Here is a 16,380-nt window from a genome sequence, read left to right as displayed (position 1 = left end):
GCGCCACCACGCGGGGTGCGGGGTCAGGCGGAGAGCCGCGCCGCGGCGGCGGCGATGCGCTCGTCGCTCGCGGAGAGGGCCACGCGCACGTGCTCGGCGCCGGCGACGCCGTAGAAGTCGCCGGGGGCGACGAGGATCCCGCGCGCCGCGAGCCGGTCGACGGTCGTGCGGCTCGGCTCCCCAGCGGTCGCCCAGAGGTAGAGGCCCGCCTGGGAGTCGTCGATGCGCAGGCCGGCGGCCTCCAGCGCCGGCCGCAGGACCGCGCGCCGGGCCCGGTAGCGCTCCCGCTGCTGCGCCACGTGCTCGTCGTCGCGGACGGCGGCGAGCAGGGCCCGCTGCACGGGCCAGGGCACGATCATGCCGGCGTGCTTGCGCACCTCGGTGAGCCGGCGCACCAGCGTCGGGTCGCCGGCGACGAAGGCCGCCCGGTAGCCCGCGAGGTTGGACTGCTTGGAGGTCGAGTACACGGCGAGCAGCCCCTCGTGGGAGCCGCCCGTGACCCGCGGGTCGAGCAGGCTGGGCGTCGTCGGCAGCTGCGCGTAGGACTGCCCGCGCTCGGCCTCGGAGCGCCAGTCGAGCTCGGCGTAGCACTCGTCGGAGGCGACGACGACCCCGCGCTCGCGGGCCCACGCGACGACCTTGGCCAGGTGCTCGACGCCGAGGACCTTGCCGGTCGGGTTGCTCGGGGAGTTGAGCCACAGCAGCCGGGGTGCGGTGGCCGGCGTCGTGGGCCCGAAGGCCGTCGTGGCGTCCGCGGCGAAGGGGGTCGCCCCCGCGATCCGCGCCCCCACGTCGTACGTCGGGTAGGCCACGCGGGGGAAGCCGACGACGTCCCCCTGCCCCAGCCCGAGGAGGGTGGGCAGCCAGGCGACGAGCTCCTTGGAGCCGACCGTCGGCAGGACCCCGTCCGGGTCGACGTCCGGGGCGCCGCGGCGCCGGCCGAACCAGGCCGCGATGCCCTCGCGCAGGTCGGGCGTGCCCCAGGTCTGCGGGTAGCCGGGGGCGTCGGCGGCGTCCCGCAGCGCCTGCTGGACGACCTGTGGCGTGGGGTCGACGGGCGTGCCGACCGACAGGTCGACGATGCCCTCGCCCTGCGCGGGGTCGTCGGAGGAAAAGGCTCTCGCCCGCTCCTTGGCAGGAGCGAGCGAGTCCCAGGGGAAGTCGGGCAGGGACTTCACGAGTCCTCACGCTGCGTCATTCGGAGTGCTCCTGCGGAGGCAGCGCCGCGACGATCGGGTGGTCCTTGTCGATCATGCCCATCTTGGCCGCGCCACCCGGGCTGCCGAGGTCGTCGAAGAACTCGACGTTGGCCTTGTAGAAGTCGGCCCACTCCTCGGGGGTGTCGTCCTCGTAGTAGATGGCCTCGACGGGGCACACCGGCTCGCAGGCGCCGCAGTCGACGCACTCGTCGGGGTGGATGTAGAGACTGCGCTTGCCCTCGTAGATGCAGTCGACGGGGCACTCCTCGATGCAGGCCTTGTCCTTGAGGTCCACACACGGCTGCGCGATCACGTACGTCATGCCCGACATACTATGTCGCCCCATGAGCGATCTCATGGTGGGTCTCACCACAGGGACGCGCGTCGCGGTCCGCACCCGGATCGATCCCGTGCCCGAGCACGGTCCCACGCTCACGGACACGGTCGGTGAGCTCCTCTCGCTCGACGACGACCGGGTGCTCATCGCCACCCGCAGCGGGGAGGTCACGCTCCGGCGCGAGCTCGTCGTCGCCGCCCGGGCCATCCCGCCCAGGCCCGTGCGCCGCGGCGCCCCGCACCGCGCCATCACGATCGAGGACCTGCACCTCGTCATGACCAAGGGCCAGCCGGGGCTCGAGGAGACGTGGCTCGGGACGAAGGGGGCCGGCTGGCTCCTGCGCGCCGGCGCCGGCTGGACGGGCCGCTCCAACTCGACCCTGCCCGTGGGCGACCCCGGTCTGCCGCTGCCGCGGGCCGTCGACGCCGTCGAGGACTGGTACCGCGAGCGGGACCTCACGCCGCTCGTCATGCTGCCCCGGCCGACGGGCGTGGCGACGCAGGAGGACCCGCTCGGCGCGCTGCTCTCGAGCGAGGCTGGCTCGAGGGCCACCGGACCGACGTCCTGACGGGCAGGACGCAGACGCTGGTGGGTGCGGCGGTCGCACCCGCCGGGCTCACCATCGCCGCGGGCGCGCACCCGGACGAGGACTGGTTCGCCGGCGGGTCACCGCGCCTGCGAGACCACCTCGACGCGGCGCGCGCGGTCCTCGCGCGGCCGCCGCGACAGGTCTTCCTCACCGCGCGCGACGCCGACGGACCGGCCGGGGTCGTACGGGTCTCGCTCGACGACGGCTGGGCGGGTCTCCACGGCCTGCACGTCCCCCCTTCGCACCGCGGTCGCGGCATCGGCCGCTGGCTCACGGTCGCCGCCGCCCGCGCGGCTCTCGACGCCGGCGCGAGCCTGACCTACCTCCAGGTCGAGCCGGGCAACGAGCCCGCCCAGCGCCTCTACCGCGGCCTCGGCCTGACGACGCACCACGAGTACGTCTACCTCGCCCGGCGCTGAGCGAGCGCCGACTCCTCCGGCCCGTGCGCGCGCACGTCCACCGCGTCGCCGGTGACTGCCTCACCACCGACCGCGAGCGCTGCGTGGTAGCCGGGCAGGGGCGCCTGCAGGCCGACCACCCGGACGCCGGCCGGGGAGCGTGCGCCCGTGGCCTTGAAGGTCGCCTCCTGCACGACCCACGCGGCGATGTCCCCTCCGCGGGAGCCGGACTCGACGTCGACGCCCACCGGCACGGGCGCGGTGGCGACGAGGACGAGCGGCCCGGCGTGCGCGACGCTCGCGTGCACCCCGTCGACGATCGGGCGACCGTGCGGCCCGCCGCAGTCGGTGCAGGTGCGGTCGACGACCACGGCGCGCGGGTCAACCCCGGTCGCCGCCCCCACCGCGACCCGCAGCAGCCAGGCTCCGACGACGAAGCGCCCCAGGTCCGCGGGCCGGGCGATGCCGGCGGCCCGGGACGCCTCGAGCGGGTCGAGGAGCGGCAGGAGGTCCAGGTCCATCGCCCGCAGGTCCGACCACCAGGTGTCCACGACGTGGGTGTGCATGTGAGGTCCTGACGTCGACGGTTGTACGCTCGCCCTGAGTACTAAGGATAGGCACACCAACATGACCCTCACAGCGACGCTCACCGAGACGGCCGCCCCGGCTCCCGAGCGCGTCCGGGGCCGGTCGGCGGTTCCCTTCGTCCACCCCGGGTCGACCGGTCCGGCGCTGCTCGACGGCGCCCGGGTGCTGACGCACGCCGACCTCGCCGCGCGCGTCCAGGCGCTCGCCGACCGGCTGCCCGACGTCGCCACCGGTCGGCGCCTCGTCCACCTCCACCCGACCCGCGACGTGCCGGGCGTCGTCGCCCACCTGGCGGTGCTCGCGGCCGGCCACGTCGCACTCGTCACCGGCCCGGGCGGGGAGTCGGTGACCGAGCGGTTCGCCCCGGACGTGCGGCTCGTCGGCGAGCGCGTCGAGGCCCTCTCGACCGAGCCCCAGCACCTGCTGCACCCCGACCTCGCGCTGCTGCTGTCGACCTCCGGCAGCACCGGCAGCCCCAAGCTCGTGCGCCTCTCGCACGACAACCTCACGAGCAACGCGGCCGCGATCGCCGAGGGCCTCGCCCTGCAGGCGGGCGACCGCGCGATCACCTCGCTCCCCCTGCACTACTGCTACGGCCTGTCGGTCCTGCACAGCACGCTGCTCGCCGGCGGCAGCCTCGTCGTCACCGAGCGCTCCGTGACGGACGACGAGTTCTGGAGGCTGCAGGCCGAGCACGGCGTCAGCGTCCTCGCGGGGGTGCCGCACACCTTCGACCTCGTCGACGCGCGCCTGCGCGCCGGGACGCCCGCGCTGCGTCTCGTCACCCAGGCCGGCGGTGCGCTGGGCGCCGAGCGGGTGCGCGAGCTCGCGACGCTCGGTCGCCGGCAGGGCTGGGAGCTCGCGGTCATGTACGGCCAGACCGAGGCGACCGCGCGCATGGCGATCCAGCGCGGCGCCGAGGTCCTCGAGCACCCCGACGCCGTCGGGCGGGCGATCGCCGGGTCGGACTTCCGTCTCGACCGCGACGTCCCCGGCGGCGGACCGGACGTCGGCGAACTCGTCTTCACCGGGCCCGGCGTCATGCTCGGCTATGCCGAGCACCCCGACGAGCTCGCCCTCGGCCGCATGGTCGCGGAGCTGCGCACCGGCGACCTCGGCCGGCTCGACGGCGGTCGCGTGCGGGTCATCGGGCGCCGCGACGAGATCGCCAAGGTCCTCGGGCTGCGCATCGACCTCGGACGGGTCGCCGCCGCCCTCGCCGACGCCGGCCACGAGGTGGTCGTCACCGCCGACGCCCGCCACCTGCTCGTCACCCTCGTCACGGACGAAGGGGGCGCCCCGGACCTCGTCCGCTCCGTCCGCGAGACCGCGGTCCGGGCCGCCGGCCTGGCCCCCGGGGCCGTCGTCGTCGACACAGTGAGCAACCTGCCCCGCCTCCCCAACGGCAAGACCGACCGGGCCGCCTGCCGCGAGCGCGCGCTCGCGGCGACGGGAGGCGAGGCCGTGCCGACGGGTGACCTCCTCGCCGCCACCGTGGCCGTGGTCGCGAGCGCCCTGCGGCGCGACGAGGTCGACCCGGACCGCTCCTTCGCCGACCTCGGCGGCGACTCCTACAGCCTCGTGCAGACGTCGGTGGCGCTCGAGCGGGTCCTCGGCCCCCTCCCCGACGGCTGGCACCGGGTCCCCCTTCGTGCTCTCGCGGCGCAGGCGCGCACCCCCGGCGACCTCGTGCGCTGGGCGGAGACCCCGGTCGTGCTGCGCGCGGTCGCCGCCCTCGCGATCTGCGCCAGCCACCTCGGGATCGTCGCCGTCCCCGGCGGCGCGCACACGCTCCTCGCGCTCGCCGGCTGGTCGCTCACCCGGTTCACCCTCGACGACCCCCGACCCGCCGAGCGGCGCCGCCGCGGGCTGCGCTCGATCGCCACCTTCGCGGTGCCGTCGATGGCCGTCGCGCTCTTCGGGCTGGCCACCGCCTCCGGCTACGGCTGGGAGAACGTGCTGCTCGTCAACTGGCTCGTCGGCGAGGTCGAGTGGGGTGCGCGGATCAACCTGTGGTTCATCGAGGCCCTGCTCGCCTGCACCGTCCTCGCGCTCGCGCTCGTCGCCGTGCCCGGGCTCGGCCGCCTCCACGTGCGCCACCCGTGGGCGTGGAGCATGGCCCTCGCGGCGATCGCCCTGGTCCCCCGATGGATCCTCGTCCCGGAGTCGACCGGCGCGACGCGCGGCCTGCCCGGGTCCGTCCTGTGGCTCTTCGCCCTCGGCATGGCCCTCGGCGCGGCCCGCACCCACCGCCAGCGGCTGGCGACCCTGGCGCTCACCGCGGTCGGGATGTGGGACTTCTTCGTCGAGCCCAGCCGCGGCCTCACGGTGCTCGTCGCGATCGTCGTCCTCGCCCTCGTCCCGCGCGTCCCGCTGCCGCGACCGCTCGTGCTGCCCCTCGGGCTCGTCGCCGCCGCGTCGCTGCACATCTACCTGGTCCAGTGGCAGGTCTTCCGGGTCGTCGACGACCCGTGGGCCGCCCTCATCGCCTCCCTCGCGCTGGGAGTCGCCTTGTGGTGGCTCCTGCAGCGCCCGACCCTCGCCCTGGCCGACCTGGCCACCCGGCACCGACGTCCCACCCCCGCCCCGACCGGCCCCCGGGCCGGGACCGCCTGATCGATCGGAGACCCCTCGATGATGACCCGACGCACCCTCATGGTGAGCGCCCTCGGCGCGTCCGTCCTCGCCCTCGCCGCCTGCGGCGGCGCGGACGGCCCGGCGACCGACCCGGACGCGCTGCAGATCTACTCCAGCCAGCACGACAACCTCACCAAGGCGTGGGCGGACGGCTTCACGCAGAAGACCGGCATCAAGACCCAGGTCCGCCCCGGCAAGGACTCCTCGATGGGCCACCAGATCGTGCGAGAGGGCGCGAAGTCCCCCGCCGACGTCTTCCTCACCGAGAACAGCCCCGCGATGACCCTCGTGGAGGACAGCAAGCTGCTCGCCCCGATCGACGCCAAGACCCTGGAGCAGGTCCCGGAGAACCGGCGCCCCTCGAGCGGCGACTGGACCAGTGTCGCCGCCCGCTCCACGGTCCTCGTCTACAACCCGGACAAGGTCTCGGAGAAGGACCTGCCGGCCTCCCTCATGGACCTGCAGGACCCGAGGTACAAGGACCAGTGGGGCGCGGGCGCCACCGGCGCCGACTTCCAGGCCATCGTCGCCGGGATGCTCGCCGACCAGGGCGAGGACAAGACGAAGAGCTGGCTCGAGGGCATGAAGACCAATGCCCGGATCTACGAGAACAACATCGCGACGATGAAGGCGGTCAACGCCGGCGAGGTCCCGATGGGCGTCATCTACCACTACTACTGGTACCGCGACCAGGCCGAGACCAAGGAGGGCACGGCCAACACCAAGCTGCACTACTTCAAGCACGAGGACCCGGGCGCCTTCGTCAGCCTGTCCGCGGCCGGCGTGCTCAAGGGCGCCAAGCACCCCGACGAGGCGCAGCAGTTCGTCGACTACATTCTCTCGGACGAGGGCCAGCAGGTTCTCGAGACGAGCGGGTCCAAGGAGTACGCCGTCGCCGAGGGCGCCGACTCCGACCCCGACCTGCCCACGCTCGAGTCGCTCCAGGCACCCGCCGTCGACCCCTTCGACCTCGACTCCGAAAAGGTGACCCAGCTGATGACCGATGCCGGCCTCCTCTAGGCACCCGATGATGGCCGCGGCGATCATCGTCGCGGCCATCACCCTGCTCCCGATCGCCGTCGTCGCCGTCGACGGTCTCGGGAGCTCGCCCGCGGGCGCCATCGACTACCTGCTGCGGCCCCGCACGGCCGAGCTGCTCAGCAACACCCTCCTGCTCGTCCTGGTCACCGTCCCCGCGTGCATCCTCATCGGGGTCGGGGCCGCATGGCTCGTCGAGCGGACCGACCTCCCCTTCGCCGGGGTGTGGCGGGTCCTGCTCGGCGCCCCGCTCGCCGTGCCTGCCTTCGTCGCCGCGTACGCCTGGGTCTCCTTCCGCCCCGGGCTCGACGGGCTCGCGGGGGCCGCCCTGGTGACGACCGCCGCGTACTTCCCCTTCGTCTACCTGCCCGTCGCCGCGATCCTGCGCGACCTCGACGCCGCGCCCGAGGAGGACGCCCGCGCGCTCGGCGCGAGCCCGCTGGCCGCCTGGCGACGCACCGTCCTGCCGCGGCTGCGCCCGGCCATCAGCGGTGGCGGCCTCCTCGTCGGGCTGCACCTCCTCGCGGAGTTCGGCGTGCTCGAGATGATGCGCTACCCGACCTTCACCACCGCGATCCTCGTCCAGTACCAGGTGAGCTTCAGCAGCAACCAGGGCAGCCTGCTCGCGCTCGTCCTCGCCCTGCTGTGCGTCACCGTGCTCACCCTCGAGCACCTCGTGCGCGGCTCCGCCCGCACCTCGCGCGTCGGGCGCGGAGTGCACCGTCGCGGCACCCAGGTGCGCCTCGGACGCTGGGCGCCGCTGGCCTGCGTCGTCCTCGCCGGGCTCGTCCTGGTCGCCCTCGTCGTGCCGGTCACTCTCGTCGGCAGGTGGCTGCTCGCCCACCTCGCGGCACCCGCCGACGACCTCGGCATCCGGCCCTCGCTCCTGCTCACCACCGGCTCGACGATCTCCCTCGCGCTCGCCGCCGCGGTGCTCACGACGGTCATGGCCCTGCCCGGCGCGTGGCTGCTGAGCCGCCGCCGCTCCGGCTGGACACTCGTCCTCGAGCGGGTCACCTACGTCGCCAGCTCCCTCCCGGGCGTCGTCATCGCCCTGGCCCTGATCACCGTGTCGGTGAGCTACGTGCCGGGGATCTACCAGAGCCCGCTGCTCCTCGTCCTCGGCTACACGATCCTGTTCATCCCGCGCGCGATGGTCTCGCTGCGCGCGGGCCTGGCCGCCGCGCCGCCGGAGCTCGGCGAGGCCGCCCGCTCGCTCGGCTGCAGCCCCGCGGCGGCCTTTCGCCGCGTCGTGCTGCCACTCATCCTGCCGTCCGTCCTCACCGGCGCCGCGCTCGTCGCCATCGCGACCGCCACCGAGCTCACCGCGACGCTGCTGCTGTCACCGACCGGCACCTCGACCCTCGCCACCGCCTTCTGGGCCGCGAGCGACGAGTTCGACTACGCCGGGGCGGCCCCCTTCGCAGCGATGATGATCCTGCTGTCCGCCCCCCTGACCATCCTGATGCTCCGACAGAGTGGGATCGAAGAATGAGCACCGTCGACATCGCCGGCATCACCGTCGGGTACGGCTCCGAGCCGATCCTGCACGGGGTCGACCTCACCGTGCCGACCGGCACGACCACCGCCGTCCTCGGCGCCTCCGGCGGCGGCAAGACGACGCTGCTGCGCGTCATCGCCGGCTTCCTCACCCCGGACGCGGGCACCGTGCGCATCGGCGACCGGGTCGTCCACGGCCAGGGTCGCTCGGTGCCGCCCGAGCGCCGCGGCATCGGCTACGTGCGCCAGGACGGCGGGCTCTTCCCACACCTCGACGTCGCCGGCAACATCACCTTCGGCATGGACCGACCGGCCCGGCGACGCGGCGACCGCGTCGAGGAGCTGCTCGAGCTCGTCGGACTGCCCGCGAGCACCGCGACCCGTCGCCCCGACCAGCTCTCCGGTGGCCAGCAGCAGCGCGTGGCGCTCGCCCGGGCCCTGGCCCTGTCCCCGGCCGTCGTCCTGCTCGACGAGCCCTTCTCCTCGCTCGACACGGCACTGCGCGCCAGCACGCGCGAGGCGGTGGCCACCGCGCTCGCCGAGACCTCGGCGACCACGATCCTCGTGACGCACGACCAGCAGGAGGCGCTGTCCTTCGCCGACCGGGTCGCGATCATGCGCGACGGACGGTTCAGCCAGATCGGGACGCCTCGAGAGGTGTACGAGGCGCCCGTCGACGCCCGTGAGGCCGGCTTCCTCGGCGACGTCATGCGCCTGCCGGGCCACCCGGGCACCGGTGGTGTCACGTGCGCCCTCGGCGTCGTCACCGCGCGGGGCGAGGTCCCGGCTGCTCCCGAGGTCGACGTCGTCGTGCGGCCCGAGGACCTCACGCTCACCGACTCCCCGCGCTGCCCGCACGGCACCGTCCAGGACATCGGCTACCACGGGGCCCACGCTCTCGTGCGGGTCGCGCTGGCCGACGGCACGCTCGTCAGCGTGCGCGTGCCCGGCCGACGCGCCCCCGAGCCGGGCGAGCAGGTCCCGGTGAGCGTCGACGGGCCGGTGCTCGTCTACGCGCGGGACTGACGCGGGCGAGCCGCGAGCGTCAGGACCTGGTGCAGGTCACGTCGTCCTGCGGGATGTAGGTCGTGGTGAAGGTCGAGGTCTTGACCGTCCTGCCGCCCTCGACGAAGCTGCGCTTGACGTCGACGGTGAACCCCGGCGCCGGCGACTGGGGCACGCAGCCCTTGCTGTCGTCGGTGATCTTCTTCGGTGGGGTGATGTTGCGACGGGCGCTCTTGTCGGCCTTGACCTCGTCGTAGGGCTTGCGTCCGTGGAAGGTCACCGTCACCTCGTCCCCGTTGACCTGCGCCGTGATGAGGATGCCCGCGCCCGTGTCGTTGGTGAAGCGGTTGTCGACGTCCGGCCAGGAGATCGTCGCCTCGCGACCCTCGGGGTAGCGCGAGATGTAGAAGGAGTGCGGGTGGAACTCCTCGATCCGCGCGCCCGAGAAGAAGACCGCGTTGAAGAGCGTCGTGGACAGCTGCGAGATGCCGCCGCCGTAGTCGTTGGTCAGCCGCCCGGCGTTGATGACGCCCGCCTTCTGGTAGCCCCTGCCGGGCGTGCGCTCACCGAGCCGCTGATTCATCGAGAAGGTCTCGCCGGGTGCGACGTAGGCGCCGTTGAGCCGGCGGGCGGCGATCTTGATGTTGCTGGTGCGCACGGGGTTGTCGGGCAGGTACGTGGTGAAGGTGGAGATCTGCTCCTTCGGGAGCGTCTTCTTGGCCTCGGCGGTCGTGAGCTCGGGCTCGGACTCCTGCGAGTCGACCGTGACCGCGCGCTGGTCGCCGGACTTCGTCATCGCCCCGGCGACCTTCGCACCCAGGCCGTCCTCGCGCAGGGCCAGGCCGGTGCGCGAGGGGGTGACCGCGAACTGCGAGCCGCCGCGGTGCACGACTCCCGCGTCGACGGCCTCGCGGAAGTGCCCGGAGGCCGAGCCGGCGGCGAGCGTGCTCTCGGCGACCTTCTTCTCGTCCACGCTCGCGGAGAGCGTGCCGTCGGTGTCCTTGATCGAGACCGCGGCGGCGAGCGACTCGGCCGGGACGCCGAAGGAGATGTCCTTGTCGGCGCCCTTGCCCTGCGGGTCGGTCGTGCGCACGGTCACCGGCCCGGAGACGAGCGGGGCGAGGTCGTCCTCGACGAACCGGTCGATCTCGGCCTGGGAGAGCTTCGGGGCCGGGGCGCTCGTCGGCGCCTCGTGGGTGCGGGTCCGCGGCCAGCCGTCGGCGATCGCCTGCACGAGCTCCTCGCGCCGGACGGTCAGGCCGGGCCTGGAGGCGGTCTTGACGATCTTCGTGCCCTGCAGGCGCACCCTGCCCTCGACCGGCTTCTTGTCCAGGGCCTTGGTCTTGTCCTCGACGGCCGCGGAGAGCGCGTCCTCGTCGACCTCGACCTCGACCTCACGCTCGATGCCGCCGCGCACGTGGGCGAGCAGGTCGGCAGGGTTGAGGCTGAACCCGGTGAGCCCGGCGACGGACCCCTCGTAGTCGTAGGACAGGCCCGAGTCCGCGGGCGCGAGCTCGACCTGGGTCCCCGCGACGTCGACGACGACCGGCTCGGCCTCCTCGTCGGCCAGCTCGGCCTCGAGGGTCTGCTGCGCCTCGCTCGGGGTCCGGCCGCCGATGGCGACCCCGCCGACGCGGGTGTCGGCCGGAACCTTGTCGCCGAGGTACAGCGCCGCCGCCGCGTACAGCGCGGCGATGACGACGAGCACGAAGGCGCCGGCGAGCAGCCCACGGCCCCGCCCGGGACGGTCGAGCACGTCCTCGTCCGTCCAGTTCGCGTCCTGCGTCATGTGGTCACCTCGTGGTCGTGTAGCGGCTGCGGTAGTAGATCAGTGGGTCATCCCGGTGGGCGTCGGCGCGGCTCGCGACGACCTCCCCCACGACGATCGTGTGGTCCCCGGCGTCGTGCAGGCCGCTCGTGCGGCACTCCAGGGTGGCGAGTGCGTCGTCGACGAGCGCGACCCCGAGCTCGCCGCGGTGGTGCGGGATGCGGGTCAGCTGGCCGTGGAGCGGCCGCCCGCCGGTGCTCAGCCAGCTCGCGGCCGGTCGCCCGTCGCGCGGCATGATCGACACGCCCCAGATCCCGGCCTCGGTCACGGCCTCGTGCCAGCCGGTGTCCTTCTGGACGCAGACGAGCACGAGCGGCGGCTCGAGCGAGACGGAGGTGACGGAGTTGGCCGTCATCGCGTGGTCGTGACCGTCCTGCACGGTCGTCACGACGGTCACCCCGGTCGCGAAGTGCGCCATCGCGTGCCGCAGGCCCGTCGGTGCCAGCCCGCTCATCGGCGGACCACCAGCCCCGGGCGCGCGTCGGGGTCCGCGGGCACCGGTTCGCCGGTGCGCAGGTCGAGGCGGGCGTAGCCCTCGCGCCCGGGCAGCAGCGCGGCGATGTCGTTGGACAGCGCGTAGGTGCGCGCGGGGCCGAGCGTCACCTGCGTGCGGTGGTGCCGCAGGGCGGCGACCTGCCCGGCGACGGCGTCCGCGTCGACCACCGCGTGGGTCACGACCGCGTCGTCGACAACCGAAGGGGGGAAGTCCCCCGTCGGTTGCGTCCACCCGAGGTCGGCGAGCTGCGGGACCCCGACGAGGAGGTCGGCGAGGAGGCGACGGTCCTCCTGCGCCCACGAGCGCGGGGTGAAGGTCCCGAAGAGGGCCGGTCGCTCCCCCGCGTCCATCGTGGCGACGGCCCGTCGGGTCACCTCGTGGGTGCGGATGTGGTCCGGATGCGCGTAGCCTCCGTGCGCGTCGTAGGTGACGACGACGTCCGGGGCGACCCGGGCGATGACCTCGCCGACGGCCGCGAGGGCCTCCGCGTCGTCGGAGCGGACCCAGGCGCGCGGGTCGTCGGCGCTCGGGGTCCCGGCCATGCCGGAGTCGCGCCAGCGGGAGAGGCGACCGGCCTCCTGGTCCTCCCCGAGGACGGTGCTGCCGGCGCCGATCGCCGTCATGGCCCCACGCAGCTCGTCCCTGCGGAACTCGCCGAGCGTGTCCTCGTGGTCGGCATCCAGGTGGGCCAGCTCCGGCGGGATGATCTCGCCCTGCTCGCCGAGCGTGCAGGTGAGCACGTGGACGTCGTCGCCGACGGCGAGGTGGTGGGCGATGGCGACGCCGGTCGCGAGGGACTCGTCGTCGGGGTGCGCGTGGACGAAGAGCAGCCGCGCCGGCCGCCCGGTCACCACGACGGGCTCGGCGGCGGTCACTCGGAGACCCCGATGACCCCGATCTCGGGGACACCTCCGTACACGGGGTTGCCGATGAGCGCGGTGACCTCGGAGCCGGCCGCGTACGTCAGACGGCTCTGGCGAAGGGGGATGTACGCCCCGTCCTCGAGGAGCCCGGTGTCGATCTTCGCCCACGCGTCGGCGCGGTCCGCGGGGTCGCGGGTGCGGGCAGCCTTGTCCATGGCCCGGTTGACGTCCTTGTCGGCGAAGGCGCCGTAGTCGCGACCGACCGAGGTCCTGGACAGGTTGATCCGGTCGTCGAAGAGCGGCGGCAGCACGGTGCCCGCGGACGGGAAGTCGGGACCCCAGTTGGCCCAGATGACGTCATGCTCCTGCGCGACCTTGCGCTGACCGATCTGCGTGAAGTAGTCGTCGTCGAGGGCCTTGAGGGTGACGTCGAAGCCGGCGTCCTCCCACTGACCCTCGAGGCGCTTCATGGCGGCGTCGAGGTCGCCGCCGCGGTGGGCGACGCTGATCCTGACGGGCACCTTGACCTTGGCCTTCCTGAGCATCCGGCGGGCCTCGGCGGCGTCGCCGGCGGGCCCGCGGTCGAGCACGGTCTCGTGGGCGGACGGCAGCGCCGTGCCGAGCAGTGACCACGTCGGCGTACCGGTCGCGGCTCCGCGCTCCTGCGTGTAGGCCTCCCGGTCGGTCGCGGTGGCGAGGGCCCGGCGGACGGCCTGCTTCTTCAGCGACGTGCTCGTGGCGCTCACCGCGAGGTAGTCGACGAGCTGGCCGTCGACGTCGACCGACTGGGCCGTCTCGCCGGCCTCGTCGAGGGCCGGGGTGAGGGCGCTCGGGAGCGGGTCGAGCATGAGCGTGCGCCCGCCGTCGTCGCCCTCGACGATCGTCTCGAGCGCGTCCTTGGGCTCGACGCCCTCCTTGTGCAGGATCGTTGCCGGTCCGACACGACGCAGGGGGTCGCTCGCGCGGTCCCACTCGCGGTTGCGCACCCACGTGCCGCCGGAGCTCGGGGTCCAGCCGTCCTCGAGCTCGTAGGGGCCCGAGGAGAAAGCGTCGTAGCCGCCCTTGCCCTCGCGCGAGCGCTTGTACGGCGCGAACTCGGGCAGCGAGACGACCTCGTCGAAGTTGCCGACCGGCTCGGCGAGGTGGAAGACGACCGTGCGCGCGTCCTTGCACTCCACGGCGTCCTGGATCAGCTCCTTGGACCTCGCCGAGGTCCCGCCCGCCGCGATCGGCCCGCGGTAGGTCGACGTGCCGTCCGGCTTCTTGGGGATGTCGAGGTAGTTCAGTGCGTAGCCGCTGGAGGAGATCTTGGCGTCGAAGGAGCGGGCGACCCCGTACCGGACGTCCTGGCAGGTGATGGGTGAGCCGTCCTGCCAGGTCACGCCCTTGCGCAGGGTGAAGGTCCACGCCGACGCGTCCTTGTTGGGCAGGCCGGTGCTGCGGGCGAGGTCGCCGGTGAGCGTGCGCTGCCCGGCGAGGTCGGTCGCGGGCTCGTAGGCGGTGAGCGTGCGCATCCAGGTGCGCGAGGCGAAACCCGCGGCCTGGCGCGAGGTGATGCGCTGCGGGTCCCAGGCGTCCACCGGCCCCGCGGCGACGACGGTCAGCTGGTCCTTCGCGCCGCTCACCCTGCCCTCGGTGGACGTGGTGCTGGCCCGGGGGGCACCCCCTTCGTCGTCCGTGCACGCGGTCGCACCCACCACGAGGGTGAGTGCGACCGCGACGGCGGTGAGTCCTCTGCTGCGCCTCATCGGCGCTCCTCTCAGGAGTTGCGGGCCTTGGAGGCCGCGCGTGCGCGCAGGTTGGCGGCGAGCTCGACCTTGCGGATGCGGATCGCGTCCGGGGTGACCTCGACGCACTCGTCCTCGCGGCAGAACTCGAGTGACTGCTCGAGGCTGAGCTTGCGGGCGGGGACGACCTTCTCGAAGTTGTCGGCCGACGACGCGCGCACGTTCGTCAGCTTCTTCTCCTTGGTGATGTTGACGTCCATGTCGTCGGCGCGGGAGTTCTCACCGACGATCATCCCCTCGTACACCTCCGTGCCCGGCTCGGTGAAGAGCGAGCCGCGCTCCTGCAGGTTGACCATCGCGTACGCGGTGACCGGCCCGGAGCGGTCGGCGACGAGCGAGCCGGAGACGCGCGTGGTGATGGCGCCGAACCACGGCTCGTAGCCCTCGAAGATGTGGTGGGCGATGCCCGCGCCGCGGGTCTCGGTGAGGAACTCGGTGCGGAAGCCGATGAGACCGCGCGAGGGCACGAGGAACTCCATGCGGATCCAGCCGGTGCCGTGGTTGGTCATCTGCTCCATGCGGCCCTTGCGTGCGGCGAGGACCTGGGTGATCGCGCCGAGGTACTCCTCCGGCGTGTCGATCGTCAGGCGCTCGACGGGCTCGTGGACCTTGCCGTCGACCTCCTTGGTGACGACCTGCGGCTTGCCGACGGTCAGCTCGAAGCCCTCGCGACGCATCTGCTCGACGAGGATGGCCAGCGCGAGCTCACCACGGCCCTGGACCTCCCAGGCGTCCGGGCGCTCGGTCGGCAGCACGCGGAGCGAGACATTGCCGACGAGCTCCTTGTCGAGGCGGTCCTTGACCATGCGGGCGGTGACCTTGGTGCCCTTGGTCGGGCCGCGGCCGACGAGCGGCGAGGTGTTGGTGCCGAGGGTCAGCGAGATCGCCGGCTCGTCGACGGTGATGACCGGCAGCGGGATCGGGTTGTCGGCATCGGCGATCGTGTCGCCGATCATGATCTCCGGGATGCCGGCGATGGCGATGATGTCGCCGGGGCGCGCGGACCCCTGGTCGAGCGGCTTGCGCTCGAGGCCCTCGGTGATGAGCAGCTCGGTGATCTTGACCTTCTCGGTCGTGCCGTCGTGGCGGCACCACGTGACCTGCTGGCCCTTGCGCAGCTCGCCGTTGTGGACGCGCAGGAGGGCGAGCCGACCCAGGAAGTTGCTCGAGTCGAGGTTGGTGACGTGCGCCTGGAGCGGGGCATCGTCGTCGTAGGACGGCGCCGGGATCGTCTCCATGATCGTCTTGAAGAGCGGCTCGAGGTCGTCGTTGTCCGGCAGGGTGCCGTCCTCGGGGCGGTTGAGGCTCGCGGCGCCGTTCTTGCCGGAGGTGTAGACGATCGGGAAGTCGATCTGCTCCTCGTCGGCGTCGAGGTCCATGAAGAGCTCGTAGGCCTCGTCGACGACCTCGGCGATGCGGCTGTCGGGACGGTCGACCTTGTTGATCGCGAGGATGACGGGCATCTTCGCCGCGAGCGCCTTGCGCAGGACGAACCGGGTCTGGGGCAGCGGGCCCTCGGAGGCGTCGACGAGCAGGACGACCCCGTCGACCATCGACAGGCCGCGCTCGACCTCGCCGCCGAAGTCGGCGTGACCGGGGGTGTCGATGATGTTGATCGTGACGCCGTCGGGGGCGTCGTGGGCGGCCGCGGAGGGGCCGTTGTAGTGGATCGCCGTGTTCTTGGCGAGGATGGTGATGCCCTTCTCACGCTCGAGGTCACCGCTGTCCATCGCCCGCTCGTCGACGTGGTCGTGCTCGCCGAAGGCACCCCCCTGCCAGAGCATCTTGTCGACGAGGGTGGTCTTGCCGTGGTCGACGTGGGCGACGATGGCGACATTGCGGATGTCGCTGCGGGAAGTCATGGGCATGTCCGCGATTCTCTCAGCCGACCTCCCCATGCCCCAAATGGAAGGGGGGTGACCTTCCCTTCGTCGGTGGCGCCGAGGGTTTTCCCGCTGTCACCGCACGAGCTGCACCCCCGTGGTCTCACTCCGATAAAGGTGAGGGCGCAGACCCACATCGGCCGCAGGATGGGGTTAGGTTCCGCTCTACCCGGTGTGTCGTGGGCCACGTCCCCGTGCCCGGGCCAACCCCCCGGGAACCCTGCCCGGGCCG

Annotated in this window: 14 protein-coding genes; 6 read left to right on the top strand and 8 right to left on the bottom strand. The window is 73.2% G+C overall.

Features of this window, described 5'->3' with window-relative positions:
* Positions 1-23: 23 nt before the first annotated feature.
* Both dapC and fdxA read right to left on the bottom strand, forming a co-directional pair.
* On the bottom strand, positions 24-1,178 hold the full coding sequence (gene dapC / locus ABC138_RS06840; protein WP_345913100.1) for a succinyldiaminopimelate transaminase: 1,155 nt from the start codon (positions 1,176-1,178) through the stop codon (positions 24-26).
* A 16-nt stretch (positions 1,179-1,194) separates the two neighbouring features.
* The gene (gene fdxA, locus ABC138_RS06835) at positions 1,195-1,521 is read right to left on the bottom strand and encodes a ferredoxin (protein WP_068262057.1); all 327 of its coding nucleotides are present in this window, start codon (positions 1,519-1,521) and stop codon (positions 1,195-1,197) included.
* A 22-nt stretch (positions 1,522-1,543) separates the two neighbouring features.
* On the opposite strand from fdxA, the gene ABC138_RS06830 reads away from it, so the two are divergent.
* Together ABC138_RS06830 and ABC138_RS06825 are read left to right on the top strand one after the other, a co-directional pair.
* Complete coding sequence (locus tag ABC138_RS06830; protein WP_345913099.1) at positions 1,544-2,104, top strand: hypothetical protein; 561 nt, start codon at positions 1,544-1,546, stop codon at positions 2,102-2,104.
* A gap of 20 nt (positions 2,105-2,124) precedes the next feature.
* Positions 2,125-2,544: a GNAT family N-acetyltransferase gene (locus ABC138_RS06825; RefSeq protein ID WP_345913098.1), complete on the top strand. Its 420-nt coding sequence runs from the start codon at positions 2,125-2,127 to the stop codon at positions 2,542-2,544.
* Here ABC138_RS06825 and ABC138_RS06820 read toward each other — a convergent pair.
* Positions 2,526-3,089 carry a hypothetical protein gene (locus ABC138_RS06820; protein ID WP_345913097.1) on the bottom strand — a complete coding sequence of 188 codons (564 nt, stop codon included), beginning with the start codon at positions 3,087-3,089 and terminating at the stop codon, positions 2,526-2,528. The two genes, ABC138_RS06825 and ABC138_RS06820, sit on opposite strands and share 19 nt — an antisense overlap.
* 61 nt (positions 3,090-3,150) lie before the next feature.
* On the opposite strand from ABC138_RS06820, the gene ABC138_RS06815 reads away from it, so the two are divergent.
* The 4 genes from ABC138_RS06815 to ABC138_RS06800 are packed head-to-tail and all read left to right on the top strand — an operon-like array spanning position 3,151 to position 9,312.
* Entirely contained in the window at positions 3,151-5,727 is a 2,577-nt protein-coding gene (locus ABC138_RS06815; RefSeq protein ID WP_345913096.1) for an AMP-binding protein, read from the top strand.
* A gap of 21 nt (positions 5,728-5,748) precedes the next feature.
* Positions 5,749-6,768, top strand: coding sequence for an iron ABC transporter substrate-binding protein (locus ABC138_RS06810; protein ID WP_068423234.1), 1,020 nt, complete (start codon positions 5,749-5,751; stop codon positions 6,766-6,768).
* Between the two features lie 10 nt (positions 6,769-6,778).
* Positions 6,779-8,281, top strand: coding sequence for an iron ABC transporter permease (locus ABC138_RS06805; protein WP_245634727.1), 1,503 nt, complete (start codon positions 6,779-6,781; stop codon positions 8,279-8,281).
* Positions 8,278-9,312, top strand: a complete 1,035-nt coding sequence (locus tag ABC138_RS06800) for an ABC transporter ATP-binding protein (RefSeq protein WP_068325783.1) — start codon at positions 8,278-8,280, stop codon at positions 9,310-9,312. The genes ABC138_RS06805 and ABC138_RS06800 overlap by 4 nt, the downstream gene beginning before the upstream one ends.
* A gap of 19 nt (positions 9,313-9,331) precedes the next feature.
* Here ABC138_RS06800 and ABC138_RS06795 read toward each other — a convergent pair whose 3' ends face one another.
* Genes ABC138_RS06795 through typA form a run of 5 tightly spaced genes read right to left on the bottom strand, consistent with a single transcriptional unit; the run spans position 9,332 to position 16,133 of the window.
* Complete coding sequence (locus tag ABC138_RS06795) at positions 9,332-11,080, bottom strand: VanW family protein (protein WP_345913095.1); 1,749 nt, start codon at positions 11,078-11,080, stop codon at positions 9,332-9,334.
* Between the two features lie 4 nt (positions 11,081-11,084).
* Positions 11,085-11,573 (bottom strand): flavin reductase family protein, encoded by a 489-nt coding sequence (locus tag ABC138_RS06790; RefSeq protein ID WP_068325789.1) that lies wholly within the window; start codon positions 11,571-11,573, stop codon positions 11,085-11,087.
* Positions 11,570-12,490 carry an N-acetyl-1-D-myo-inositol-2-amino-2-deoxy-alpha-D-glucopyranoside deacetylase gene (gene mshB / locus ABC138_RS06785; RefSeq protein ID WP_068325791.1) on the bottom strand — a complete coding sequence of 307 codons (921 nt, stop codon included), beginning with the start codon at positions 12,488-12,490 and terminating at the stop codon, positions 11,570-11,572. The genes ABC138_RS06790 and mshB overlap by 4 nt, the downstream gene beginning before the upstream one ends.
* Positions 12,487-14,226, bottom strand: a complete 1,740-nt coding sequence (locus ABC138_RS06780; RefSeq protein WP_068325794.1) for an ABC transporter substrate-binding protein — start codon at positions 14,224-14,226, stop codon at positions 12,487-12,489. Before ABC138_RS06780 ends, mshB begins: the two co-directional genes overlap by 4 nt.
* A gap of 11 nt (positions 14,227-14,237) precedes the next feature.
* Positions 14,238-16,133: a translational GTPase TypA gene (gene typA, locus ABC138_RS06775; protein WP_068325797.1), complete on the bottom strand. Its 1,896-nt coding sequence runs from the start codon at positions 16,131-16,133 to the stop codon at positions 14,238-14,240.
* Positions 16,134-16,380: the final 247 nt, after the last annotated feature.

It is taken from the genome of Janibacter sp. LM, assembly GCF_039631275.1.
Classification (GTDB): Bacteria; Actinomycetota; Actinomycetes; order Actinomycetales; family Dermatophilaceae; genus Janibacter; species Janibacter terrae.
The sequence above is the reverse complement of the archived record's forward strand: the minus strand, read 5'-3'. Positions and strand labels throughout refer to the sequence as shown.